This is a genomic window from Pseudoalteromonas holothuriae (assembly GCF_945859825.1).
Taxonomy (GTDB): domain Bacteria; phylum Pseudomonadota; class Gammaproteobacteria; order Enterobacterales; family Alteromonadaceae; genus Pseudoalteromonas; species Pseudoalteromonas holothuriae.
In genome coordinates, this window is sequence record NZ_CAMAPC010000001.1 from 403,961 (window position 1) to 428,871 (window position 24,911).

The 24,911-nt window shown below is 40.5% G+C and carries 22 protein-coding genes; 15 read left to right on the forward strand and 7 right to left on the reverse strand.

Features of this window, described 5'->3' with window-relative positions; all coding sequences use genetic code 11:
- Positions 1-2: 2 nt before the first annotated feature.
- The 6 genes from OCI93_RS01685 (at position 3) to OCI93_RS01710 (ending at position 6,704) form a co-directional block, all read left to right on the forward strand.
- Positions 3-767, forward strand: coding sequence for an SDR family NAD(P)-dependent oxidoreductase (locus tag OCI93_RS01685; protein WP_261591652.1), 765 nt, complete (start codon positions 3-5; stop codon positions 765-767).
- A 42-nt stretch (positions 768-809) separates the two neighbouring features.
- Positions 810-2,036 (forward strand): thioester reductase domain-containing protein, encoded by a 1,227-nt coding sequence (locus OCI93_RS01690; protein WP_261591655.1) that lies wholly within the window; start codon positions 810-812, stop codon positions 2,034-2,036.
- A 13-nt stretch (positions 2,037-2,049) separates the two neighbouring features.
- Entirely contained in the window at positions 2,050-2,826 is a 777-nt protein-coding gene (locus tag OCI93_RS01695; protein ID WP_261625626.1) for an amidohydrolase, read from the forward strand.
- Positions 2,827-3,022: 196 nt separating this feature from the next.
- Positions 3,023-4,696 carry a cyclic peptide export ABC transporter gene (locus OCI93_RS01700; protein ID WP_261591657.1) on the forward strand — a complete coding sequence of 558 codons (1,674 nt, stop codon included), beginning with the start codon at positions 3,023-3,025 and terminating at the stop codon, positions 4,694-4,696.
- Between the two features lie 3 nt (positions 4,697-4,699).
- On the forward strand, positions 4,700-5,389 hold the full coding sequence (locus OCI93_RS01705) for a response regulator transcription factor (RefSeq protein ID WP_261591658.1): 690 nt from the start codon (positions 4,700-4,702) through the stop codon (positions 5,387-5,389).
- The gene (locus OCI93_RS01710; RefSeq protein ID WP_261591659.1) at positions 5,373-6,704 is read left to right on the forward strand and encodes an ATP-binding protein; all 1,332 of its coding nucleotides are present in this window, start codon (positions 5,373-5,375) and stop codon (positions 6,702-6,704) included. The genes OCI93_RS01705 and OCI93_RS01710 overlap by 17 nt, the downstream gene beginning before the upstream one ends.
- Before the next feature lie 215 nt (positions 6,705-6,919).
- Here the strand turns inward: OCI93_RS01710 and OCI93_RS01715 are convergent, their stop codons facing one another.
- The 3 genes from OCI93_RS01715 to OCI93_RS01725 form a co-directional block, all read right to left on the reverse strand.
- Positions 6,920-8,551, reverse strand: a complete 1,632-nt coding sequence (locus OCI93_RS01715) for a methyl-accepting chemotaxis protein (RefSeq protein WP_261591660.1) — start codon at positions 8,549-8,551, stop codon at positions 6,920-6,922.
- Positions 8,552-8,676: 125 nt separating this feature from the next.
- Positions 8,677-9,387 carry a 16S rRNA pseudouridine(516) synthase RsuA gene (rsuA, locus tag OCI93_RS01720; RefSeq protein ID WP_261591661.1) on the reverse strand — a complete coding sequence of 237 codons (711 nt, stop codon included), beginning with the start codon at positions 9,385-9,387 and terminating at the stop codon, positions 8,677-8,679.
- Between the two features lie 56 nt (positions 9,388-9,443).
- A complete protein-coding gene (locus OCI93_RS01725) occupies positions 9,444-9,773 on the reverse strand; it encodes a 5-carboxymethyl-2-hydroxymuconate Delta-isomerase (protein WP_261591662.1) in 330 nt (109 codons plus the stop codon).
- Between the two features lie 67 nt (positions 9,774-9,840).
- On the opposite strand from OCI93_RS01725, the gene OCI93_RS01730 reads away from it, so the two are divergent.
- The 5 genes from OCI93_RS01730 to OCI93_RS01750 all read left to right on the forward strand — a co-directional run bounded on the left by OCI93_RS01730 (position 9,841) and on the right by OCI93_RS01750 (position 13,304).
- Positions 9,841-10,314 carry a CreA family protein gene (locus OCI93_RS01730; RefSeq protein ID WP_261625627.1) on the forward strand — a complete coding sequence of 158 codons (474 nt, stop codon included), beginning with the start codon at positions 9,841-9,843 and terminating at the stop codon, positions 10,312-10,314.
- A gap of 2 nt (positions 10,315-10,316) precedes the next feature.
- Positions 10,317-11,102 (forward strand): hypothetical protein, encoded by a 786-nt coding sequence (locus OCI93_RS01735; protein WP_261591664.1) that lies wholly within the window; start codon positions 10,317-10,319, stop codon positions 11,100-11,102.
- Entirely contained in the window at positions 11,095-11,721 is a 627-nt protein-coding gene (locus tag OCI93_RS01740; protein WP_261625628.1) for a LysE family translocator, read from the forward strand. The genes OCI93_RS01735 and OCI93_RS01740 overlap by 8 nt, the downstream gene beginning before the upstream one ends.
- Positions 11,722-11,740: 19 nt before the next feature.
- Positions 11,741-12,265: a gamma-glutamylcyclotransferase family protein gene (locus OCI93_RS01745; protein WP_261591667.1), complete on the forward strand. Its 525-nt coding sequence runs from the start codon at positions 11,741-11,743 to the stop codon at positions 12,263-12,265.
- A 121-nt stretch (positions 12,266-12,386) separates the two neighbouring features.
- Entirely contained in the window at positions 12,387-13,304 is a 918-nt protein-coding gene (locus OCI93_RS01750) for a histone deacetylase family protein (RefSeq protein WP_261625629.1), read from the forward strand.
- Between the two features lie 2 nt (positions 13,305-13,306).
- Here the strand turns inward: OCI93_RS01750 and OCI93_RS01755 are convergent, their stop codons facing one another.
- Positions 13,307-13,612 carry a hypothetical protein gene (locus OCI93_RS01755; RefSeq protein ID WP_261591670.1) on the reverse strand — a complete coding sequence of 102 codons (306 nt, stop codon included), beginning with the start codon at positions 13,610-13,612 and terminating at the stop codon, positions 13,307-13,309.
- 77 nt (positions 13,613-13,689) lie between these two features.
- Here OCI93_RS01755 and OCI93_RS01760 point away from each other — a divergent pair, with 77 nt between their 5' ends.
- Positions 13,690-16,206 (forward strand): EAL domain-containing protein, encoded by a 2,517-nt coding sequence (locus OCI93_RS01760; RefSeq protein WP_261625630.1) that lies wholly within the window; start codon positions 13,690-13,692, stop codon positions 16,204-16,206.
- Here OCI93_RS01760 and OCI93_RS01765 read toward each other — a convergent pair.
- Both OCI93_RS01765 and OCI93_RS01770 read right to left on the reverse strand, forming a co-directional pair.
- Positions 16,185-16,994 carry a DUF2797 domain-containing protein gene (locus tag OCI93_RS01765; protein ID WP_261591675.1) on the reverse strand — a complete coding sequence of 270 codons (810 nt, stop codon included), beginning with the start codon at positions 16,992-16,994 and terminating at the stop codon, positions 16,185-16,187. The genes OCI93_RS01760 and OCI93_RS01765 overlap by 22 nt on opposite strands.
- A 116-nt stretch (positions 16,995-17,110) precedes the next feature.
- The gene (locus OCI93_RS01770) at positions 17,111-18,619 is read right to left on the reverse strand and encodes a S10 family peptidase (protein ID WP_261625631.1); all 1,509 of its coding nucleotides are present in this window, start codon (positions 18,617-18,619) and stop codon (positions 17,111-17,113) included.
- A gap of 319 nt (positions 18,620-18,938) precedes the next feature.
- Between OCI93_RS01770 and OCI93_RS01775 the strand changes: the two genes are divergently transcribed.
- The 3 genes from OCI93_RS01775 (at position 18,939) to mrcB (ending at position 23,011) form a co-directional block, all read left to right on the forward strand.
- Positions 18,939-19,277, forward strand: a complete 339-nt coding sequence (locus OCI93_RS01775; protein WP_261591678.1) for a P-II family nitrogen regulator — start codon at positions 18,939-18,941, stop codon at positions 19,275-19,277.
- Between the two features lie 12 nt (positions 19,278-19,289).
- The gene (locus OCI93_RS01780; protein WP_261591680.1) at positions 19,290-20,519 is read left to right on the forward strand and encodes an ammonium transporter; all 1,230 of its coding nucleotides are present in this window, start codon (positions 19,290-19,292) and stop codon (positions 20,517-20,519) included.
- A gap of 128 nt (positions 20,520-20,647) precedes the next feature.
- Positions 20,648-23,011: a penicillin-binding protein 1B gene (gene mrcB / locus OCI93_RS01785; protein WP_261591681.1), complete on the forward strand. Its 2,364-nt coding sequence runs from the start codon at positions 20,648-20,650 to the stop codon at positions 23,009-23,011.
- Between the two features lies 1 nt (position 23,012).
- Here mrcB and OCI93_RS01790 read toward each other — a convergent pair whose 3' ends face one another.
- Positions 23,013-24,848, reverse strand: coding sequence for a methyl-accepting chemotaxis protein (locus OCI93_RS01790; protein ID WP_261591682.1), 1,836 nt, complete (start codon positions 24,846-24,848; stop codon positions 23,013-23,015).
- Positions 24,849-24,911: the final 63 nt, after the last annotated feature.

A 24,911-nucleotide genomic window follows, 5' to 3' on the forward strand; every position in this document is an offset into this window, starting at 1 on the left:
TCATGGTAGAGCAAATAGCAGTTGTTACAGGTGCTGCTGGTGGGTTTGGAGCGGCGATATGCCGCGCCTTACTCGCGTCAAATTATACAGTAGCAGCAGTTGATTTGAATGAAGATAAGTTGGCGTCATTAAAGCACAGCTTGGATGATGAACGTTTATTGACATTTGTTATGGATGTGACCAACACCCAAAGTGTGCAATCGGTATATGACCAATTGCAGCAAAGACAGAGCAGTGTTATCACTGTGCTGGTTAACAATGCTGGCATTTTGCACAAGGCCTTTTGTCTAAAAATGGACTCTTTAGTGTCGGCAAAGCAGACGTTTGATGTGAACTTAACCGGTGCGTTTAATTGTACGACTATATTTAGCCAAGCCATGGTAAGGCAAAAATATGGACGTATCATAAATATTGGCTCAGTTGCGGGTATTTGGGGGTCAGGTGGTAGTGCAGCCTATGCGGCTTCTAAAGCGGGGCTCATTAAAGCATCTGAATCATGGGCACAGGAACTTGGGCCTATGAATATCTGTGTAACGTGTGTTGCACCGGGTATTTGTAAGACACAAATGTTTGACCAGTTTCTTGAAAACGAAAGTATTCCTGATGCTGAAGAAGCAAAGTTTGCTCGTCGTACGGTGCCAATCGGGCGCTTTGGCAATGCAGATGATGTGTCAGAAGTCGTACAATTTTTAGCAACTTGTAAAACGAACTATCTTAACTCTGCAGTGATCACAATTGATGGTGGCATGCGAGTTGGTGCTATGTAGCGTAAAACGTGAAATTTAATGGAACAATAGTAAGGACTTAACATGAACAATAACGCAGCGTTTTTACCAGATAACTATTTATTGACTGGTGCATCAGGCGTATTGGGTGGACGTATTTTAACTGAGTTACTGACCACCACGAGTGCAAAAATATATTGCATGTCACGCGAAAAAGACTTAGATAATGCACGAAGCAGAATATTAGAGATGGTTGATATGTATGACTCTGACAGTAAGGTCGGGGATCAATTATCACGTATTAGTGTTGTCTATGGTGATATAGGCAAAGACTTATTAGGCCTCAATAGTGATGATTACGCTACTTTGGCTTCTCAAGCTCAAGTTGTTATTCACTGCGCCGCTAAATTATCTTTGATTGCTGAATACCCATCTTTGCGTGAAGAGAATGTTGCTGGTACAGAGCGTGTTGCTAAGTTATGTATGGAAGCAAATATTCCACTACTTTATACCTCAAGCTTTTCGGTGGTTGGCTCTAAGTTATATGAATCAGGGTTTGTGCTTAAAGAAGATAAAGTAGATTATGGCCAGTGCTTTGATGATATGGGCTATGAGCAAACTAAATTTGAAAGCGAAGTCATGCTGAATGAGTTATCACAAAAGGGCTTACAAGTTGCGATTGTTCGCCCTGGTAATATTTGGGGTGACAGTCAAAATGGTCGTTACCCGCTGTCTGGAACGACGGTAAAAGGTATCTATTATGAGATGATCAGAGCATTAGTTGAAACGGGTTACACTTTTCACTCAACGGATGACTTTGATATAACACCGGTAGATTATGTTGCTAAAGCGTCTCTAGCAGTGGTAAAAAATATACATACTGTTCAGGGGCAAACTTTCAATTTAGTTAACCCGAATCCACCTACTTACAATGCAATAGTTGACCTACTGCGTGAGTATGGTTATGAAGTTCGCAATGTGCCTTGCGATGATTATTTTCAAGCATTGCATGAAGATCGCATGTTACTCAATGGCAAACCTTATCACTCAAGCTTTACTGATATTTTGGCATTGGTTAGTGATGAAGATGATTTGTCTGAGCAGGCAAAATACGATACATCACGTATTCAAGCATTGTTAAAAGAGACTGATATCCGTTGCCCTAAACTGGATATTAAATTAATGACGACCTTGTTAGATCATTGTGTTGCATCAGGTTTGATTAAATCGCCAGCCGATCAACATCCGCTAGCAGAAATCAGCGAAGAGATCACTGCAAAGGTATTTATGGAACATTTGTACGACGCTTAAGTGGAACGAGAAGATGAGCGAAAAATTAAAGTTGAGCATGTTGCAATTAGATTTAGCTTGGCAAGATGCAGCAGCAAACAGAGCTGCTATTGAGCAGCAATTAGAAACTGTTTCAGGTCGAGATTTAATTGTTTTACCTGAAATGTTTTCAACCGGGTTTGATATGAAACCTGCAGGTATTGCTGAGGGCACCGATGGTGAAACGGTTGCTTGGATGAAGTCGATTGCACAACAGCATGATGCGGTCATATGCGGAAGCATGATGATGCAAGTTGACAATAAATATGTTAATCGCTTTTTATGGGTAACGCCTAAAGGTGAAGTCTCTCATTATGACAAACGCCATTTATTCAAGTTTGCTGGTGAAGATGCCCAATATAGCGCTGGTACTGAGCGAGCTATTTTTCAGCTAGGTCAGTGGCGTATTGCACCATTTATTTGTTTTGACTTGCGTTTTCCTGTGTGGTCGCGGAATTTGGATTGCCAGTATGACGTTGCTTTGTATGTGGCAAATTGGCCAAAAGCGCGTTCATTACAGTGGAAGAGCCTTGTTCCTGCCAGAGCCATTGAAAACCAAAGTTATGTGGTTGCACTTAATCGTGTTGGTGTAGATGGCAATGAAGTGGCATACAGCGGTGATTCAATGGTGGTTGATCCCTTGGGAGAAACCTTGTTGTACGCAGCGAATAAGGAAGTTGTGTTGAATATTGAGCTAGATTTGCCTGAGCTCTTAGAGGTAAGGCGACGTTTTCCATTCTTACAAGAGGCAGATGGATTTACTCTTGCTTAAGTGCCAAAACGCCCATTATGGGCGTTTTTCTTAGTATAAAACCATAAACAGTAAATGTAGATAGACGTCATACCATTACTATTCCTTACTAAGTTTTTCTGCAATTTGTGGTACAAATATCTTAACGTGCAACTCAGTCATTTATGCTGAAGGTATGCGCACTGATGTATTAATTTAAGGATAAGAGAGAATTCAATTGGAAAGCTTAAATCGACTTTATAAAAAGTACTTTTGGTATTTTGCTTTTACCCTACCAATGGGGATTTTACTGGGGGTTATTAGTATGCATGTACTGCAAATTATTAATAGCTCACTTACTTCTGGTGTTGATACGATTGAATATTCAGCGCAAGAATTTTTCATTGCTATTGGAGTTTTGCTGGGGCTTGGCGTTATAAATGAACTTGTTAAAATTCGCTTAGTCGTTAATGCCAGTCGCGATATACATAGCCGTTTAGTTGATAAAGTGTTGGGCACCTCTTTTGAACGGGTGGAAAAGGTCGGGTTACCAAAAGTGAATGCGACATTGAGCAAAGATGTAGACACCGCTATTAAGTTTTTTCAGGTGTTGCCACAAATGGTTGCGAATATTTCCATCATTGTTTGTGCGATTGCTTATATGGCCTACTTGTCACTCACAGCCTTGATGTATGTATTTGCTTTAATTGCTTTTGCTGGCTTGAGCTTTACGGTCATCATTTTACTATCACGCAAATATTTACAAAATATTCGTGAGTGTGCCGATACTTTAATGCAGCACTATGAAGCTATTGTTAAAGGTAAAAAGGAACTCTCTCTTGATTCAAAACGCCAAAGTCATGTGAGAACAGATATTCGAAGTACTTTAGAGCTACTTAGAAAAAATAATCGTGGCGCGTTAACTCTATTCGGCATGCTTGAACATTGGGGTCAATTTATTTTGTTCGCAATACTTGGGGTGATTTTGTATTACCTAGGTATGACGCTAGGGTTAGAGAAAACCGTGGTGGTGGGCTATATCTTAACGTTATTGTTTATTCTTGAGCCGATTGAGCAAGTGACACAAGCATCTACTGATTTAATGGAAGCAAAGGTCGCATTTAAGAAAATAGAAAGCTTAGAGCTATCCGATGAAGAAGTTGAAGAAGAGTCTGAAATTGCTGCATTAGGTAGTAACTTGAATCTTAAGTTGAGCAATATTACTTATCAATATGAATCGCAGGAAAACGCTGATAAAGGGTTTCAAATTGGTCCTGTAGAGTGTGAGTTTAAAGCGGGTGAGGCCACATTTATTATTGGTGGCAATGGCAGTGGTAAATCGACTTTGTTTAAGTTGCTCGCCGGGTTGTATAGCCCAACTCAGGGGGTTATGAATTATGGTGATATTGCGGTTGATGCTGATAATTTGCCAAGTTATCGCGAGTGCGTTAGTTTGATTGCAGCGGACTTTTGGGTCTTTAAACGTATTTTAGTGAATGACTCACCTGAGGATGTGCAGTTATTGCAGCAGTTGGTTACGTTATTAAGATTAGACAAAGCGGTAGAAATCATAGAAGGTAACTGGAGTAAGACCTCGCTTTCACAGGGACAAAGAAAACGCTTAGCGCTTATTCAATCTTACATTGAACATAAACCTATTGTCTTGCTTGATGAGTGGGCTGCGGATCAAGACCCGGTATTTAAAAAAGTATTTTACGAAGAAATAGTACCTTCATTAAAAGCACAAGGTAAAGTTGTTATTATCGTTTCTCATGATGATAACTATTATCATACAGCAGATCGCTTGATGGAGTTGAGAGATGGGCAGCTGACTTTGCGTGCGCACGCCAAACCAGCTGAAATAACACAAAATAATCAATTCTTTAAAGTATTAGATAATTGCAAGGAGTAAGCAATGGCAAATAAAAAGCGCATCTTATTGGTGGAAGATGATAAGCGGTTAAGCCATATGATATCTCATGTGCTGCGCCATGAAGGCTATCTAGTCACGTGTGCATTTGATGGGCAAGTGGCACTGGAGAAGATAAATGGTGAACTTTTTGATGTCATCTTATTAGATATGATGCTGCCAAGGCTCAATGGTATTAGTGTATTAGAACAAATACTTCCAGAGTTTACAGGCGTGATTATTATGATGACTGCCAGTAATGATGAATACTTAGAAGCAGATGCGCTTGCGCTAGGCGTACATGATTTCATTACGAAGCCTGTTAGACCACATATTTTGGTCGCAAAAGTGAAAGCACTGAGCCGTTTAGCGGGACAAGCGCCAAGTTGTAGAAAGTCAGTATTTCAAATTCAAGACTTGACACTTAATACCAGTAATCGCAGTTTTCACTTAGACGACAGCCCTATTGAACTGACTGAAGCTGAATTCAGCTTGATGTATTATTTAATGTCTCATCCTGGGGAGATTCTTGATAGAGCAAGTATCATCTCCGCAGTCAGAGGTATCGAGTATGATGGACATGACCGCTCTATAGATATGCGATTGTCTTCATTGCGAAAAAAAATAAACGACAATGTCCCTCCCTATAAGTACATAAAAACGGTTAGGGGAGTGGGGTATGTATTACGCGAGTGAACAAATGTTTAAACGTTTATTTATCTATTGTGCTGCAGCGTTTACCTGTAGCATTTTTATTGCCGTGATTTTACTCGATACTAAATATGTCGACATTCGAGTAAAAGAAGAACGACCCATTGTAGACAGTATTTTTTCAGTCATTAATAAGCAAGCTGCTCAAGCGCCCATTGACCAAGATTTACTGCATTATTGGTCTGGTCAGTTTGGTTATGAATTAGAGTTATTATCGATACAAAATACCCAAGACTTAGAGCTCGACTTGGCACAATTAACGCAAGATGGCAGCGTGATTGAATTAATAAGTGGTTGGACGCAAGACAAAGTGACCGCTTACTATTTGCGAAATGAGCAAATATTAAAAATGTCGAAGATGCACATTGATAAGCAGGCATATTTACTTTATTGGCAATCGTTACTTGTTACCATTTTAGTGGTGCTGGCTTTGTTTGTTTATTGCTATGTCCATATGCATAAAAAATATATCAAAAAGCTACTTAATGCCTATGAAACTTATGGGCAAGGCAAGCTGTCATTGCGTGTGTCAACGCAAATGCCAGCACCTTATAGCGTACTTGCTAGTCACTTTAATACCATGGCGACAAAAATTGAAAATTTACTCGAAGAACATCAACATATGCTTAATGGTATTTCGCATGATTTAAAAACACCATTAGCGCGTTTACGCTTTGCACTCGATATGACACGCAGCTGCACAAGTACCGAGGAATATCAAGAAACCATTCAATTTATGGATGAAGACTTAGATGCTTTAGATGAGCTATTAGATGATTGGTTTTTATATGTGGGGCTCAATGCAGCGCGTCGAGAACCTAAAGTACAAACTTGTAGATTAGATAAAATGCTGCACAAAATTGTTAGCCGAAGTGCACCTATTTACTCCAATATTAAAGCAGTTAGCCAAATAACACCTGATATAGTCGTTGGGGCAGATAAAAAGCTATTGTCTAGAGCTGTTGAAAACTTGGTTAATAATGCCTGTAAGTTTGCTTCACAAACGATACGAGTAAGTACTCATCTAGATAACGATTATGTATGTATTGTGGTTGAAGATGATGGGGCAGGTATCCCTGAGGATAAACGCGCAGCGGTACTTAAACCATTTTTGCGTTTAGACAGTAGTCGTAATGTACCGGGTATTGGTTTAGGTCTATCGATTGTTGCCAGTATCTTAAATAGCCATAATGGTAAATTAAATATTTGTGACTCTGATTTAGGGGGCGCTAAAATAACCTTGATGTTGCCAATAAATTGTGAGGCTGAGCTGGCTACAAGTGACGCTTGTGCTTTATAAATATTGCACAGCAAATAAAAATAAAGGGCGGCAAGGCCCTTTTAAATCTGTAGTAATAGGTGTGTAAGCGCAGGGTGCTGCTCTGAAAATACTACAAACAAAGGCTTCGACAACTTTTTTACTCGCAACTGACATAAGCTATTATGCTGTATTGCTCGTTTCGAGCACTGAAAGCTTTTTTTGAACAAAATTCATACCTTAAAGTTCAACAAGCCCTAGCAACTAAACTTCGCTACCTCCGCTTCTAACTTAACCGTTAACTCTTTAATGCTATCGGTAGCATGATGTGCTTTTTCTGATACACTCTCGGTTTGCGAGGCGGTGTCAGAAATGGTCACTATACGCCGTGCAGTATCTTCCCCGGCCTCAAGCTGCTCTTTTGCTGCATGCGCTATTTGGTGACTCATCTGTGATATCTCACTCAATGAACTGGCAACTTTACGCAGCTCTTCGCCTGCCTCTTTTGACATGGTTACGGTTTTTTCACTGGTGTGAATGGACACAGTAACCGACGATTTCGCTTCTTGTGTAGCAGATTGTAGTTTAACAATCATAGTATGAATTTCTTCAGTGCTAGTTTGAGTGCGCTGTGCAAGCTGTCTAACTTCATCAGCGACTACAGCAAAGCCTCGGCCTTGCTCACCTGCACGTGCAGCTTCTATAGCAGCATTAAGGGCGAGTAAATTGGTTTGTTCAGCAATGCTTTGAATCACACTCAGTACGTTGGCGATATTGCTAACTTCTTCGTCCAAGGTCTGAATATTATTACCTGCACTGTCAATTTGCTGCTCCAATAATACAATTGTTTTGGCAGCTTCCGTAGTGAGTTTGTCGGCATTTTGCCCCTGGTTTTCAGCTTCTTGAACTGAGTTTGCTGTTTGGTCAGCATGCTCAACAACTGTTTGCGCTGAGGCGGTTAACTGGGTAATTGCAGAGGCGACCATTTGCGTTTCGCTACTTAAGCTGTGAGTGAGTTGTTCTAGTTCATTTGAGCGCTTCTCACCATCATTGCTTTGTGATTTAAGTGCATCACTTACTGATGCTATTCCGCCAACCACACCTTGTAGACCTTTTTGCATGTAACTCATGGCCGCGATAATACTATCGTCTTTGGCGTTACTGGTATTTATTGGGGAGCTTAAATTGCCACGAGAAACTTGCTTAACTATGGAGAGTACTTCGTCAAGTTCACCGCCCAGTTTATTTGAGAGTCTAAAGCCAAATTTTGCCAGTGCAAAAGTTAATACAACGGCGATGAATAATGAAAGGCTAAGCAACCACTGCGCTGTACTCCAGTAACGTTCATCTACTTCTTTGGCGCTGATCCCTGTGCCGACATACCAGCCAAACTCAGGTGTTTTTTGCACCACAGAAGTGAGGTCTACGACTTCGCCTTCGCGCCTAGAATCCCATTGGTAAGTAATAATTTGATTCGTTTTACGCCCTACCAGCCGCTCAACCATACGACCAATACTGTTACCATTAGCATCTTTAAAGTCGTTAAAGCTGGTCCCGTGAAGCTGTGGGTCGTGTGGAGTGGCAATAAAGTTTAGTTTATCGTCAACTACATAAACATATTCAGAGTCATGGTATTTATTTTCTCTGAGCATTTGTGTTGCCAGCTTTTTTGCCTCTTCTTCGCTTAGAGCGCCTGTTTGCACGTATTCTTCAAACTGTGCCACGATATTTGCAGTGCTTTTCATTAGCTGATTAATTCGCGCTATGTTGTCAGACTCGCTGGCATGACGTAATGCTTGTAATCCTAAAATGGCGACTAATAAAAGTGAGAGGAAAATAGCCGCTGCGAAAAGTATTATTTTAATTCTTAATGTTAAACCTGATAGCACGATACGCCCCTTTCAGATAATAGAGTATTATTATCTATCATGTTTATTGAAATCATGTAAGTAACATATAGCGTATTTGGTCACAAATAGAGATGATATTTCCTCATACTGAGGAGGAAATATACTTAGCTTGCATTGATTATGTTTATCTCATGTTCTGTTAAAGGGCGATATTCACCACTTTTTAAGGTGTTATCTAGTGTAATGTCAGCAATTTTTTCTCTATGCAATTCAATCACTTTATTGCCAACAGCTGCAAGCATACGTTTCACCTGATGGTATTTACCTTCGCAAATAGACAAGCGCAAACTATAGCTGGCAAGTTGTTCAGCAATAGCGGGTTGAGTTGGTTGCTTTTCGTTATGTAGCTGCACACCATCTCGTAGCTGTTGAAGTGCTTCTTCTGTTATCGGTGCTTGAGTTTCGATTAAATAGGTTTTAAATTTTTGCTTTTTAGGAGAGGTGATTTGATGAGACCAATCACCATCGTTGGTGATCAGAACAAGCCCTGTGGTGTCGATATCTAGGCGGCCAGCAACATGAAAATCTTTTAAGTTTGGTTCATTCAATAATTCGAATACGGTAGTGTGCATTTCGTCACTGTTAGCACAGACATATCCGACCGGTTTGTTCAGCATAAAATAGCGCTTACCCAAGTACTGTAGGCGTTCACCTTGCCAAGTGACGAGATCGTCCAGAGTAATAGAATGATCAAATTTCGTTACTATTTTACCATTAACCGTCACATAACGTTTTTTAATACCCGCTTTGACTTTGGTGCGTGGCAATTGGGCTAGGTGACTTAAAAATTTATCTAGTCGGCAAGGAAACTTCATAATGTTTTATCTTTAATTTTAGTGGATGGTCATTATACGTGATTGCGTTATTTTGATCAGTTTTTTCGGTATATCTCAGGCTGTAAGTCATATGGATGAACGCTGAGTGACCAGTTATTATCAAATATCGCTTTTAATGTGTTTAAAAGCGTATCACTAAGCAATTGCTTTTGCGTTTCACTGCGCCCTGCAATCAAATGTGCTTGAATGTGTACAAAACCACATTTCCCAGGTTGTAATTTAAAGGCCGTGTAACCAAGAGCACGAGTTTTTATTGTGCTGACATCAAAGAGCTTTGTTTGCTCTGTTGCGAGATGAATATGTTCTATCAATTGCTGAGTTGGAATAGGTAAGTGCTCTGCGTGTTCAATGATTATATGTGGCATGATGACTTATTGGTCCAAATATGCGTAAATGGGCGTATATTTTAGGCCATTGATATGGAAATACTAGATGTATAAATACAGATTTTTTTTGGCAACGATAGCTGCTGTGATGACTTTGAGTGGTTGTAGTGACGATGCGGCTAAAGTGAGCTTAGGTTTGTTTACGACTAAAGATGTGGTGGTCTCGGCACAACAAGATCCTATCGTGACAGGTGTTACTTGTCATATTAGTCATGTTGAAGCAGATTTTGACTTTTCAGACCCTTCAGATATGTCGATTGCCTGCCGTCAAACTGGCGCAATTACAGCGCAGCAAATGCAGCAAGTAGATTTGTCTAAAGATGGTGAGATTGTATTTAAAACCTCTAAGAGTATTTTATTCAAATCATTAAAAGTACGTCGTATTTATGACACCAAAGCACGCACACTATTGTATTTATCTTATTCTACGAAAGAAACCAGCGGTAGCCACCACCATGCGTTGTCTACAGTACCACTATACAATACACAAGCCTGGGAATGGGCAACGAGAACTGAGTAATTATGCTAGCGTTATTTAAATCAAAACCTTTGTTAAATGATTCCGAAGTTGCATGGCTAATGGATACATTTATTTGGGCATGTGAGCACTTTGATGCTCAGTACTTTTTATCTGATACAAAAATAATTGAACCTACAGGGCAGTATTTCCCAGATCAAGTATCAAGTGTTGAACAAATGGCACAAACCGTATTCAAACGAGTTCGTGAGTATGCTGGTTTGCAAGCATGGCCATTACAATTGGTCAGCCCTATTAATTTGCCTGCGCATCAAAGTATGCCAGTATTTAGTTTTAGCGATACAATGCGTGGTGAACAGGCGATGTTAAACGTTCAACCTGTGCATGATGTTCAGCTTTCGTACAATCCAAATCAAATTAACCAACCGCAAGATTTGGTTGCCAGTTTTGCCGGCAGTTTAGCAACGGTGATGATTTATCAAAAAGGTATCATGCCACCAGGTGGTGAGCCGCAAGTCGCAGCTGCCAGCGATGCATTAGCATGTTTTATGGGTTTTGGCGTGATGATGAGCAACACGGTGTATCAGTTTAAAGGAGGGTGTGGCTCATGTTATAACCCTTATGCCAATCGTCAGGCAGCCTTAACTGAAGCGCAAACTGTTTTTATGCATGCCTTAGTTTGCTTTTTTAAACCACAAGTGGATGGTAAAAAACACCTGAAGCCGCATCTAAAAAGTGTATATAAGAAAGCACGTAAGCAAATTGAAAGCTATGTAAAAGACGCGCCTAATCCCGCACTGCTGATGTTAAAGGAGCAAAGTGGTGTTTGAATATTTAGATGAATTTTTACTCATCGCGTTGGCTCATTTTTTTGCAGTAGCAAGTCCCGGACCTGATTTTGCGCTGGTATTAAAACAAAGCATTCAGCGTGGCCGTGCCAATGCATTGTGGACCAGTGGAGGAGTAGCATTAGGTATTTTAGTACATGTTAGCTACTGTTTGCTTGGTGTTGCGATTGTATTATCGCAATCACCAGCACTATTTAATTTGCTTAAATACGCAGCAGGCGCGTATTTAGCTTATATGGGGTTGCAAGCATTGCGTGCTAAACCTGCGTCTCAATCACAAGGTGAAGAGGCAACATGCAAACAACACGCTGAAACGGCATTGCAAGCGATGCGTCGCGGCTTTTTAGTGAATGCGCTCAACCCTAAAGCAACCTTGTTCTTCTTGTCACTGTTTACTTTGGTTATCGCGCCAACTACTCCAACTGGCGTGCAAGCCTTTTATGGCTTGTATATGGCATTGGCTACTTGGGTTTGGTTCTCTTTTTTAGCAATCGTGTTAAGCAAAGCACGTGTTCGGGCATTTTTTCAACGTGCAGGGCATTGGTTCGATAGAGGTATAGGCGTTGTATTGATAGCGTTAGCGGTTCGTGTTGTTTTATGAAGATAGGGTGTAACAGAGTATGATTAGTAGGCCCTATATTAATTTTGCGTTTGGCTCAAATATGTCTAGCCAAAGGCTGCTTGCTCGTTTGCCCAAGGCGCAATGCTTAGGTGTCGCTAAGCTATACCAATATCAGTTAACATTTAATATGCTTAGCACTGATGGCTCAGCCAAATGTACTATAGAAAAAACAGGCTGCGATAGCGATGTAGTTATGGGCGTATTGTACGCCTTAGATGAGTGTGAAATAACCAAGTTAGATGCTATTGAAGGGGCGCGCTACGACCGTACAACACTTGAGGTTGAAGCCCTAGAACACGGCATGGTACAAGCTTATAGCTATATTGCTAACACTTTTATTGATGATCATTTGCCGTTTGATTGGTATGTGCAACATGTTTTAAACGGTGCTTTAGAGCATCGTTTTTCGCCAGCTTACGTTGCTTCAATACAAGCTCAAAGTCATATTGCCGATCATAATTTAGAGCGAGCACAGCGAGAGTGGCTGTTATATCAAAGTATGCAAGCGAAGAAAAACATCTAAAGGTATAAAGTCTCTGGTAACCACTTTTTTATATAAGTTAAATCATAAATAACACCAAAGTCGCACTGTTTAGGAATGTTTTGCTTGATACACTTATACAAATATTTAATAAGGGATTGTTATGCGTACAGCTGTGATAAGCCACCCTCATTGTAGAAAGCACAAGATGGGCATGGATCACCCTGAATGCCCTGAACGTTTAGATGCTATTACAGATCGCCTGTTGTCCTCAGGCGTTGATGCTACTGTTGCACATATGCAGGCACCAAAAGCCGATATGTCGCACTTTGCGTTGGTTCATGAATCGTCACATATCAAAGCCGTTTGTGCAGCGATACCACAACATGGCACTCAACAATTTGCTGATGATGTATTGCTATGCCCTGATTCATTTAAAGCAATTGAACGCGCTGTAGGGGCTGGCATATTAGCTGTGGATGAAGTGTTAGAAGGCAACCTTGACGCCGCATTTTGTAATGTGCGCCCGCCTGGGCACCATGCAAATCAAAAGACATCATCTGGGTTTTGTGTATTTAATAACTTAGCGATTGCTGTTGAATATGCAAAAACAAAAGGTGTTGAGCGTATTGCTATTTTAGATATTGATGTTCACCATGGTAATGGTACGCAAGATATTTTTAGGCAGCGTAGCGATATTTTATTTTGCTCGTTGTTTCAATATCCGTTTTACCCTAACACTGAAATCGAAAATAACGAGCATATTATTAACTCTCCACTGCCTGTTGCGAGCAAGGGAGAAGATTTAAAAGCGCTATTCAATCAACAATGGCTACCTAAATTACGCGAATTTAATGCTGAGCTTATTTTTATCAGCGCCGGGTTTGATGCACATATTGAAGACGATATGGCTGGTCTACAATTTGTTGAAGCTGACTACCAATGGCTAACTGAACAAGTGATTAAAGTGCTAAAAGACACACAAGCAAAGGGGATTATTTCATTTTTAGAAGGCGGTTATGCGTTGTCAGCACTTGGGCGCAGCGTGTCTACCCATATTAAAATATTGGTCGAAGGGTAAGTTTAATGGTCTGTATGAGCGAGTAAGTCAAATGCTTGCTGGGGAGTTTCTAGCAGCACTTTTTGCACGCAGCATTGGCCATCATCTATCAATGCTTGTTGAACCTTTTCAGTGAGCTGCTGTAAGTTTAACATCGGTTTTTCATTACCATATAAATCATAGCATTGCCCTGTTTTATATAAGCATATCGCTATACTTTTTTGTGATTGCGATAGGTAAAAAGTTGCATCGTTTAGATCATTTTCATTTTGAATATACTCAATACTTTCTTCTAGGCACAGCAATAATGGGTAATATTTTATTGTCATAGTTTGTTCTTAATCAAAGTATAAAACGTGTACAACATTATACTGCGCATTCTAGTAAGAATGCGAGGCTATATGTAATGGTATCTGATAACCGCCAATTACAAATTAAAGATATTTTTTCTAATCAATTATTGTCTTGTGATCATCAGACTCCGTTAGTTGCAGCTGTTAGGTTAATGCGAAAGCAAAGAGTAAGTTCAATCTTCGTAACAAAGGAGCAGCAGATAGTAGGGATTTGGACAGAGTCAGACTGTGTAAAGCTTAATTTTAATAACCCTGATTTTGTAAATACCATCATAGGGTCCTCTATGACCACTCCGGTGCATGATATACAAGTCGATAAAACCCTCAGCGAAGCCACAATAAAGTTTCATCAGCTAGGTATTCGCCATTTACTAGTAAAGAATCAACACAACCAGCCTGTCGGTGTAGTATCGCTATCAGATATTGTCCGCAATCAAGGGTTGGATCATTATTTACATTTTCGCCCTATTGACGATCATTACGATCGCAATATTATTATCTTAAAAGCGACTGATTGTGTTTCTAAAGTAATAGAAGTGATGCGTTTACGTGGTGTTACAGCTGTTTTAGTGTATCACAGTAACTTGGCGGAATATGGCATAATTACGCAACGAGATATTGCCTACATGCTACTTAACCCTGATTGGCGTATGCCATGTTGGGAATTAGCAACATACCCGCTGTTACAAGTTAGCCCAAAAGATAGCTTATTTGATGCCTATAGACTAATGACAGCAAAGTCAATTCGCCATTTAGTCGTTAAAGACCCTAGCTCAGCGAAGGTGATAGGTTTATTGCCTCTTAAAAATGTGCTAACCGAAATAGAAACAGCTTATTGTAGTGAATTAGAGAAGGTACTTGTACAGCGAGACTTGGCACTGCGTAAATCGCAGAAAAACCTCTATCTTGCTAACCGTATTATTGATGCATCGTTAGATGGCATTATGATCACCCGTGGAGATGGAGAAATACTACAAATTAACCCCGCTTTTAGTGAATTAACAGGTTATCAAGACTATGAGGTGGTTGGTAAAAGCCCAAGTATTCTCAGCTCAGGTATTCATGGTAAAGAATATTATGATCAGATGTGGGCAGAGTTAAGAGCTAAAGGTGTTTGGCAAGGAGAGATCTTTAACCGTAAAAAGTGCGGTGAAGTATATGTTGAATGGTTAACTATCATAGCCATCAATGAGCCGTACAGCGATGATATGCTGTATGCCGCTATTTTTAGCGATATAACTGAACGTAAAAATGCTGAAGAGAAAATCGTGCGTTTGGCCTATTTTGATGAGTTGACGGGTTTACCAAACCGACGTTTATTTTATGATAGATTATCTATGGCGTTGGCCTGTGCGCATCGTGACAATCACAAACTAGCGGTGATATTTATTGATTTAGACCGTTTTAAAGAAGTGAATGATAGTTTAGGGCACAGTGCGGGCGATGAATTACTGGTGCAGGTAAGTGAGCGAATAAAAGGAATGTTAGAAGAGGGCGATACGTTGGCGCGCCTAGGGGGAGATGAATTTGTGGTATTGCTCACAGAAGTTAATCATATCTCAGATGTTGTGGGTTTTGCTGATAAAGTGCTAAATCAATTGAGCGTTGCATTTGAACTGAATGACATATGCGTCAATGCCACAGCGTCACTCGGCGCTGCTATATATCCAGAAGATGGTGAAGACAGTGAAACATTGCTCAAGCACGCGGATGTGGCTATGTATCGCTCTAAAGAAATAGGTCGTAACTCATTTCAACTGTATAAAGCATCTATGAATGCGCGCTCACTTGAGCGTTTATCCATGTTAAGTCGCTTTCAATATGCTTTAGAACATGACGAATTTGAATTGTTTTTTCAGCCGTTGCAATGTTTAGCGAGTAACAAAGTGGCGAGTGTAGAGTGCTTACTACGCTGGAATGATCCAAATTTAGGTATGATCTTACCTGCGCAGTTTATCCCTTTGGCTGAAGAGCTTGGATTAATTATTAAACTAGACCAATGGGTGATTAATAAAGCGTGTGAAAAAATGGCGCTTTGGCGTCGCCAAGGCAGCGATGTTAAGCGTATTGCCATTAATGTGTCGGCGCAGCATTTATGCCAAGGAGAGTTGGCACAGACAGTATCCAGCGTCTTGAAAAAGCATCAATTGAGTGGGCATTTTGTTGAGCTAGAACTTACTGAGAGTAGCTTTATCAGTAATTTGCACGATGCAAAAAGTGAGCTGAAAAAGTTAAAAAGCTTAGGTGTTTCCATTGCCTTAGATGATTTTGGTACAGGTTATTCAGCACTTAGTTACTTGACTAAATTACCGATAGATACCTTAAAGATAGACGCCAGCTTTGTGGCTAAAATTCCAGACGAATATGGTAATAGCGAGATTGTAGCGGCGATTATTGCCATGGCAAAGGCGCTGAACTTACAGGTTGTGGCTGAAGGCGTTGAAAAGCCAGAGCAGCGCCAGTTTTTACAAAAACTGGCCTGCAATACCATTCAAGGTTATATGTATTGTAAACCTTTATGTTGTGATGACTGGCTACGTTTTTATCATCAAGAGAAAGTGACTTCATAGGAAGTGAATTTACGAATGTTGATCACGCCAGTATCAAAAATGAGATATTGGCCTTTAATGCCCTGCAAAACGCCTGTTACTTCAGGGGTTTTGTCAAAGTTAAAAGAAGTGATCTTGCTTGGAAACAGATCAACTGGAAAGCTCAAGTCTACTACTTCTTCATCAAGGCACTCAATGGCCGTGGCACCAAAAAGTTCAGCTAATTCGTCTAACTTTTCTTGAATTTGTGGAATAAGCTCTTTTGCTGCGGCTTTTAAGTCCACTTCACTTGCCACACCTTTGAGCATATTGCGCCAGTTGGTTTTATCTGCGATAAATTGTGCCAGTGCTACTTCAACTAAACCTGATTGCAATCGAGTTTGTACTTTAAAAATAGGCAATGCTTGGGTAGCACCTTGATCTATCCATCGAGTTGGAATTTGTGTATGACGTGTAATACCAACCTTCAAACCTGACGTGTTTGCTAAATAAACATAGTGGGGGATCATACAATTCTCTTCCCCCCACTGAGGCTCACGACAAGTGCCTTTGTCAAAATGACAAGTCTCTGGCTTCATAATACACATATCGCAGCTTGCAAGCTTTCGCATACAAACAAAGCAATGTCCTTGAGAATAACTTTTTTTGGTTTTTTTCCCACAGTTACAACAGAAAATATTGCCAGTGTGAGTTAGTGTGATTTGTTTACCCATGTAGTTATTCAAATCCACAAGTTCGTTGCCAATGGGTAATTGATATTGAATTGGTTGGGTAAGCTGTGCTTTTAGCTTGCTTAAAGTGCCTTGCATCTTTACGCCCCTAAAGATGTTAAAAGGGCGATACTACCAAGGCATTTGCTAAGTCACAATGTGTATAGATGCTTTAGTGCCAATAGCGTCGCTATTGGCACTAAATCTGAAGGTGATTAATATTTTGCTGAGTGTGTTTGGCTTTTTAACGATGCTTTAATAAATTCGCGTAAATCATCATTTGAGGTCTTTAGGTCTTCTTTACGCAGATACATCATATGACCAGAGCGATATCCTTTGAAGCTTAAACGGTCACGCATTTTGCCACTAGGGTCCAATTGCCACATAGTATATTTAGCATCAAAGTAGTTGGTTGCACCATCATAGTAGCCTGCTTGTACCAGTACGTTTAAATAGGGGTTTTCAGCCATCGCTTCACGTAATTGTTCACCAGTGTTGTTTTTACTGCGATCCCAAGGGTATACATTAGCGAGCATTTTGTATTGTATATCTGTTTTGTAATTTAATTCTTCACGAAGGTAATGATTAATAGCAGGTGTAAATGCATGCAACCAAGCACTTAATTCAGGGTAATAATCAGGTTTATCGCCGGTCTCTTTTTTGTCGATACCTAGATAGCGAGAATCTAATCGGCCTAAAATATAGCCTTTATCGCGAAGTAGCTCTTTCCAAAATGCATTATTACTGACATCTAAATTACTGCGCATAACAAATGCTTTAGACAGGCCACTATAATGTGCAACTCGCTGTGCAATCTCTTGCTGCTCGCTTGGCGAAATGAATGCGCCTTTAGCCAATGCAGGTAAGTATTGGTTAATAGTAAAAGCTTCTACTTCAGCGAGTACTTCGTTTAGGTCTTTTTGCTGTAATTGCGTTGGTAGTGCTTTGTGATGCCACGCCGTTGCTGCAAAGTAGGGTAGACGGTTTGCGGCTTTGACCGGGCCATCGCGTTTGATACCAATATCAGTAGGGGATACCAAAACAACACCGTTTAAAAACCACCAATGTGCTTGTTGTAATTCTTTAGCAAGCCCTGAAACGCGAACTGTGCCATAGCTTTCACCAATTAAAAACTTAGGTGATAACGAGCGGTTATTGCGAGTAATGAAGGTATTAATCCAATCAGCTAGGTATTTTATATCGGCATTCACACCAAAAAACTGCGCCTTTTGTTCATCAGCACTGGGCATTTTCCCGTCTTTATTAGGTAAAATGCGTGAATAGCCCGTTTTTACTGGGTTTACAAAGACAATATCGGCAACGTCAAGCACTGAGTGTGGGTTATCTTTCATCCCATAAGGCTGCATAGGGTAACCTTCGTCATCTATTTTTAAGATACGAGGTCCTGTGTAGGCAATATGCATCCAAACTGAAGCAGAGCCCGGCCCACCGTTAAATGAAATTAATAGTGGGCGCTTACTGATATCATCTACTTTATCTTTTTTATAGTAGTTGTAGTATAGCGTTGCAGTTGGTTCACCCTCTTCATTCCAAACTGGCTGTGTGCCAGATGTCACACTGTAGTTGATACGTTCGCCGTTGATGGTCGCACGATGATTACTAACCACCTTACTGTCAATATCGATGGTGCGGCTATGTTCCGCTGCTGTGCTGTTAAGGCTAATTGCAATAACACAAACTGTCAGCAACTTACTTAGGCTCATGATTTTCCCCAATGAATAAATTTATAACATTACAGTTGTTTTTTGCACAACTTTCAAAGGGTATGAGTCAAAAACCACAAATAGCGAGATAATTGGCGCATATCAATACTGTGAAGCAAGTGGTTGCTGTAAAAAAGCAGTAATAGAGTAGTTGCACCATCTATGAACAGTGTGAATATAAATGCACTCAAGTGGTGCATTTATGCTTTCTTTATTGAATGCTCATTTTGTAACATTATGAAATTCATTAATTTAATTTTATGGCATGAAGGTTGGATTAGGTAACTAACAGGATAAACCTGTCCTAAGGGGACCAACAATGAAAATGATAAGTGCAATAATAAAACCATTTAAATTGGATGAAGTTCGAGAAGCGCTGGCTGATTTGGGTGTTGAAGGCATGACTGTAGTTGATGTGAAAGGCTTCGGCCGTCAACGAGGTCACACTGAGTTATATCGTGGAGCTGAGTATCAAGTTGATTTTATTCCAAAAATAAAATTAGAGATCGCCACTCGCAGTGAGAATACACAGCGTGTTGTGGATACACTAACCAAAGCTGCCAGTACTGGTAAAATTGGTGATGGCAAAATTTTTGTATATGACTTAGACCAAATCGTGCGGATCCGTACCGGCGAATTAGATGAAGAAGCGATTTAAGGGGCCAATGTAATGGAAAACGCAATAATAGAACTCAAATTTTCTCTCAATACCTTTTACTTTTTAATTTCTGGCGTGCTAGTTATGTGGATGGCGGCTGGGTTTGCCATGTTAGAAGCAGGATTAGTTCGTTCAAAAAACACCACCGAAATTTTAACGAAAAATATTACCTTGTATGCGATAGCCTGTACGATGTTTTTGTTAGTAGGTTACAACATTATGTATGTGGGAAATACCGAAGGAGGCATAGTGCCCAGCTTTGGTGCATTAATTGGATCACCTACTGCGGATGCGGATCACGCGCTAGAGTCAGACTTTTTTTTCCAAGTGGTGTTTGTCGCCACGGCCATGTCAATTGTATCTGGTGCCGTAGCTGAGCGTATGAAATTATGGGCATTTTTAGCTTTTACTGTAGTTTTAACTGGTTTTATATACCCGATTGAAGGTTATTGGACATGGGGAGGTGGCTTTTTATCTGCATTAGGTTTTGTGGATTTTGCAGGCTCAGCAATTGTGCATGGTGCAGGTGCAGCAGCAGCGCTAGCAGGGGTTATTCTGTTAGGCGCTCGAAAAGGAAAGTATGGTAAAAATGGTGAAATATATCCAATTCCAGGTTCTAACATGCCGCTGGCAACACTTGGTACGTTTATACTTTGGATGGGGTGGTTTGGTTTTAATGGTGGTTCACAGTTATTCTTAGCCGATAAATCAAACGCTGTAGCAGTTAGTCAAATTTTACTTAATACGAATGCTGCAGCAGCAACGGGTGCAATAGCGGCATTGCTAGTATGTAAAGCTTTGTGGGGTAAAGCTGATTTAACCATGATATTAAATGGCGCATTAGCAGGATTGGTTGTGATAACGGCAGAACCTGCGTCACCAACGCCTTTAATGGCCTGTTTATTGGGTGCGTTAGGAGGCTCTTTGGTGGTATTTAGTATTGTATTTTTAGACAAAGCTAAAATAGATGACCCTGTGGGTGCTATTTCAGTGCACGGCACCTGTGGAATGTTAGGTGTTATGTTAGTGCCGTTATCAAACACAGATGCGACTTTTGTAAATCAGTTTATTGGCCTTGCATGTATCCTTGGGTTTGTATTTTTTGCGTCTTACTTGGTTTGGGCGCTACTTAAGAAAACGGTGGGTATTCGTGTTGGTGCAGAAGAAGAAATTAGCGGTATGGACCAGCATGACTGTGGGATAGATGCTTATCCTGAGTTTGTCTCGGTACGTAGCCAATAGTGGATGAGTACATTGTCTCTAATAGTGGTTGTTGAGTGGGCCAATTTGGCCCGCTCTCTTTCAGGCTCAGTTAATCTAAGGTACTCTATGATCTGGAATATTTAACTTAGAAGTTTGTAAGCAGTGGCATGGTAGATAAAAACAATAATGACACAATCAAAACAAAGAAAAAGCCCACTCGTACCTCGCCTAAACCGTCTCGTACAAAAAGTAGCTCAGCTAAAAATAATAAGACCAAAAAGACTGTGCCACAATCTCGTTTTGGGGCATTTAAACAACGTGTATTGCAAACTTGTTGGCGATTTTTTTATAAAGGGTGTTTAGCTCTTTTGGTTATCGTAAGTTTTTATGTGATTTACCTTGACGCAAAAATCACTCGCCAGTTTGAAGGCAGCAAGTGGCAGCTGCCAGTTCAAGTTTACGCGCGTGCTATGAATTTTTATCCCGAACAGTTTTTATCAGAAAAAGAAGTACTTTGGGAGTTAAAGCGTCTTAACTATTCTCAAGTGAATCATATTAGCCGCACGGGGCAGTATGTGCTGCAAGGGCGCACCATTAAAATACACCGCCGAGCATTTGAGTTTTATAATGGTGCGCAGTCAGGGCAAATATTTACCTTAAATTTTGCAGGGAAGCGCTTAGCGAGTATTGTTGATAACAGTGGTCGGCGTATTGAGCAAGCACGTTTGGAGCCTGTTCAAATAGCGCGAATTGGCAACGAGTCAAAACAAGATAGAGAGTTTTTACCGCTAGATAAGTTCCCAAATATGCTAAAACAAGCCCTACTAGTAGTTGAAGATAGAGAGTTTTACAATCACCATGGGGTTTCTGGGTGGTCAATTTTACGTGCCTTATACACTAACCTAAAAGCTGGCCGCACCGTGCAAGGTGGTAGTACATTAACGCAGCAATTAGCAAAAAACTTTTATTTAACGCGGGAACGTTCACTGGTTAGGAAAATTAATGAAGCCTTTATTGCTTTGATATTAGATTATCGTTATAGCAAAGAGGAAATTTTAGAAGCATATCTAAATGAAGTGTACATGGGGCAAGCCTATAACCAAGGTGTTCATGGTATGGGGCTCGCTGCCGAGTTCTATTTTGCTAAGCCCGTCGATGAACTTGAGTTTGATCAAATTGCGATGCTGGTTGCGATGGTCAAAGGGCCCTCTTATTATAACCCAAGGCGTTACCCGGAACGTGTGCAAGAGCGCAGAGATTTAGTATTACGTCTGCTGGCAGAGCAAGGTCATATTTCTAGTAAAGAGTTACGTCAGTCATTGGTGCGACCAATTACAATTGAGCCGTTAAACAAAGGTCGCCAGCAAAGTTATCCGGGTTATTTAGAGCTGGTTGATAGAGAGCTAAAAAGCTTATTGACTAATCAAGAAATTATTAATGCTGGGGTACGCATATTTACTTATTTTGATTTGCAAAAACAGGCAGCTATGGAAAAAGCGGTGAGCAAAGGGCTACCTTATTTAGAACGTCGCTTTACAACCAAAAACCTAGAAGCCGCAATGATCTCTGTAAATGTTGAAAAGGGTGGGGTATCCGCTTTAGTCGCAGGCAGAGATGTGCGCTACAGTGGTTTTAATCGAGTTTTAGATACTAAACGCAATATCGGCTCTTTAGTTAAACCTGCAGTGTATTTAACCGCATTAGAGAAACCACAGTATCACCTAGGTACATTACTTGAAGATGGGCCACTGCAAGTGACCGATGAATCTGGGGATGTTTGGCGTCCAGAGAATTTTGACCACAAATTTCGAGGCGTATTACCTCTTTATCAGGCGTTTAGTAAGAGTATTAATATACCTGCTGTAAACTTAGGGCTTGATGTGGGGGTACATAATGTCGCTTCGACACTGAAAAAACTAGGTATTGAGTCGCACATTAATCAATATCCATCATTGCTGCTAGGTGCCTTAGAGCTCTCAAGTTATGAGGTAGCACAAATGTATACGACGTTAGCTGCAAATGGCGTTTATAGACGACTTACTACTATCTCTGCGATGACCAATGCCACAGGTAAAGTATTGTATGAGCAAGATGTAATAAATCGTGAGCGCTTTGGTGAACAGGCCAGTTATATGACCAAGTTTGGGCTAAAAAAAGTGACTAAAGAAGGCACTGCAAAACGCTTAAATCAGCATTTTCCGTCAATCCAATTAGCCGGCAAAACAGGCACTAGTAATGACTTGAGAGATAGCTGGTTTGCAGGCTTTGACCACAATACAGTAACGGTCACATGGTTAGGTAGAGATGATAACAAATCTACGGGGTTAACAGGTGCCAGTGGTGCGCTTGAACTTTACATTCGTTACTTAAAGCCTCTTAACCCACAAGCGATAGCAGATAAACGCCCGTCGAGTATTCGTTGGGCATTTGTCAATACATTAACAGGTAAACAAGCACCACCAGGGTGCGGAAAAGTGATTCAATTACCTATGCGTACGAGTGAGTTTAAACCCCGACCATCATGTGATTAGTCTACGTTTTAAATTGACTCATCGCTGCTTGCAGGTGTTGAGCCATAGTAGCGAGTTTGTGTGCATCTTCTTCAGTTGCTACTGCAGAGCTTAGCGTATGCTCTGCAAGGCTATTTATCTCGCCTGCATCACTAAGGGCTTGTTGCGTCGCTTGAGTTTGCTGTTGTACAAGTTGTGCAATATGAGCACCTTGCTCATCAATGTTAACCATGCTTTGTTGTGCTAACTGAAGGACTTGGTTAGTTTGCTCTGCAGCACTCACCCCTTGTTCCATTTTTTCAACACTGCTGCGCATTTTTGTTTGCGTGTCGTTAGATGCATGTTGTAATGAATTAATAATAGTATGTATTTCTTCAGTTTGTTGTTGTGTTCTTTTCGCTAACGTACGTACTTCATCTGCAACAACCGCAAAGCCACGGCCTTGCTCACCAGCACGTGCTGCTTCAATAGCGGCATTGAGTGCTAATAAGTTGGTTTGTTCGGCAATTTCGCTGATTGCGGCACTTACTTTACTGATGTTTTGGCTATCTTGGGCAAGTCTGTCTAATGCAATACGACTCTCTTCAAATTCTTTTTGTAATACGGTCATATGATTAGCAAGTTCGGTGGTGTTGTCTGAACTTTGCTTTACTTGTATCGCAGCTGTGCTTGCCAGTTCAGTGGCGTGTTGTGCTGAGCTTTCAACTGAATCAGCAACCTGAGCCATTTCACTGAGTGCACCATGAATGGTGCTGATTTTATGCTGCTGTTGATCGACATCACCGCGCGTATCTTGGCTAATCTGGCTGAGTTTAGCTGTTGCGCTGTCAAGGTCAACGCTGGTGGTACTTACTTCTTGTAGCAGTGCAATAAATGCGGTGAGCACTTTGTTATATTGTGCCACAATAATGGTCATTTCATCTTTGCCATTAGGGGTTGCTTTAGCGCGTAAATCTCCTTGAGCAGCCAGTGATGCTGCATCAGAAAAATTAGAAATACTGCCTACAACAGCAAAATAAAACCCAAACATGAGATAAATGGCCAGTAGTAAACTCAGTGCTGAAGCAATAGCCACGCCATTTCTTATCCAAGTTTGCCTTGAAATCTTCTGTGCGAGCAATTGGTCCAGCAAAGGAGTTGCTTGAGCGATGAGTGTTGCAACGTCATTTATGACGGTTTGGTGAATTTGTTTGAATTGTGAATTTGAAAGCTGTAATTGATCAGGGTCTAACAAATTCTGCTTAATGCTACTTTGGTAACGAGTTAGGCTCGATTGTAAGCGCGTAATCGGTTGTTGCAACTGACTTTTGGTTTGTGAATTATTACTCATTGCGACATTTAGCTTGGTATGAAGCTGCTGATAAAATGTCAGAAGTACTTTATTGAGATTAGATAAGGCAATAAAACTATCGGGTGTAAATTGACCTTGGCTGATAACTAAAGAGGCTTGTTCAGCTAACATATTTATTTGCTCAACCAAACGTGGTGTTGACTCAACTAAGGCACGGTTAATATAAGAGCGAGTGAGGTCATCATCAATGGCCAGCTTCGATTGAATAGACACTTGCTCTATAACTGAGTCTTGTTCACTGATCCGATAATTCGCTTTTCGAGCAATTGCATGATTATTACTCTCTTGCATCTGCATCATGTTTTCAAGCAAGCGCGGATAAAGATTCAACCCTTGCTGTTGTTGCGCACTAATATTGATTGAGTGAGACAAAATATTGGTGAGAAAAAATAAACTTAAGCTAAGTGGTACTAGCAGAATACCAAACACTAAAGTGATTTTTGTTTTGTATTTTAGGTTTGCCATGAGTTGTATTGCAGGCGAACAGAAAGCTTTTAGTCCATGCATAGGGTTCATATTCTTTTTAAGTTAGAGTGATATAGACCTGTTAAAAGATAATATTAGTTCAAT

Excerpts from the sequence above, each read along its gene's own strand:
- OCI93_RS01685 (WP_261591652.1), top strand. The coding sequence starts at position 3 with ATGGTAGAGCAAATAGCAGTTGTTACAGGTGCTGCTGGTGGGTTTGGA.
- OCI93_RS01690 (WP_261591655.1), top strand. The coding sequence starts at position 810 with ATGAACAATAACGCAGCGTTTTTACCAGATAACTATTTATTGACTGGT.
- OCI93_RS01695 (WP_261625626.1), top strand. The coding sequence starts at position 2,050 with ATGAGCGAAAAATTAAAGTTGAGCATGTTGCAATTAGATTTAGCTTGG.
- OCI93_RS01705 (WP_261591658.1), top strand. The coding sequence starts at position 4,700 with ATGGCAAATAAAAAGCGCATCTTATTGGTGGAAGATGATAAGCGGTTA.
- OCI93_RS01710 (WP_261591659.1), top strand. The coding sequence starts at position 5,373 with ATGTATTACGCGAGTGAACAAATGTTTAAACGTTTATTTATCTATTGT.
- rsuA (WP_261591661.1), bottom strand. The coding sequence starts at position 9,387 with ATGAAGTTTCCTTGCCGACTAGATAAATTTTTAAGTCACCTAGCCCAA.
- OCI93_RS01725 (WP_261591662.1), bottom strand. The coding sequence starts at position 9,773 with ATGCCACATATAATCATTGAACACGCAGAGCACTTACCTATTCCAACT.
- OCI93_RS01730 (WP_261625627.1), top strand. The coding sequence starts at position 9,841 with ATGTATAAATACAGATTTTTTTTGGCAACGATAGCTGCTGTGATGACT.
- OCI93_RS01735 (WP_261591664.1), top strand. The coding sequence starts at position 10,317 with ATGCTAGCGTTATTTAAATCAAAACCTTTGTTAAATGATTCCGAAGTT.
- OCI93_RS01745 (WP_261591667.1), top strand. The coding sequence starts at position 11,741 with ATGATTAGTAGGCCCTATATTAATTTTGCGTTTGGCTCAAATATGTCT.
- OCI93_RS01750 (WP_261625629.1), top strand. The coding sequence starts at position 12,387 with ATGCGTACAGCTGTGATAAGCCACCCTCATTGTAGAAAGCACAAGATG.
- OCI93_RS01755 (WP_261591670.1), bottom strand. The coding sequence starts at position 13,612 with ATGACAATAAAATATTACCCATTATTGCTGTGCCTAGAAGAAAGTATT.
- OCI93_RS01760 (WP_261625630.1), top strand. The coding sequence starts at position 13,690 with ATGGTATCTGATAACCGCCAATTACAAATTAAAGATATTTTTTCTAAT.
- OCI93_RS01765 (WP_261591675.1), bottom strand. The coding sequence starts at position 16,994 with ATGCAAGGCACTTTAAGCAAGCTAAAAGCACAGCTTACCCAACCAATT.
- OCI93_RS01770 (WP_261625631.1), bottom strand. The coding sequence starts at position 18,619 with ATGAGCCTAAGTAAGTTGCTGACAGTTTGTGTTATTGCAATTAGCCTT.
- OCI93_RS01775 (WP_261591678.1), top strand. The coding sequence starts at position 18,939 with ATGAAAATGATAAGTGCAATAATAAAACCATTTAAATTGGATGAAGTT.
- OCI93_RS01780 (WP_261591680.1), top strand. The coding sequence starts at position 19,290 with ATGGAAAACGCAATAATAGAACTCAAATTTTCTCTCAATACCTTTTAC.
- mrcB (WP_261591681.1), top strand. The coding sequence starts at position 20,648 with ATGGTAGATAAAAACAATAATGACACAATCAAAACAAAGAAAAAGCCC.
- OCI93_RS01790 (WP_261591682.1), bottom strand. The coding sequence starts at position 24,848 with ATGCATGGACTAAAAGCTTTCTGTTCGCCTGCAATACAACTCATGGCA.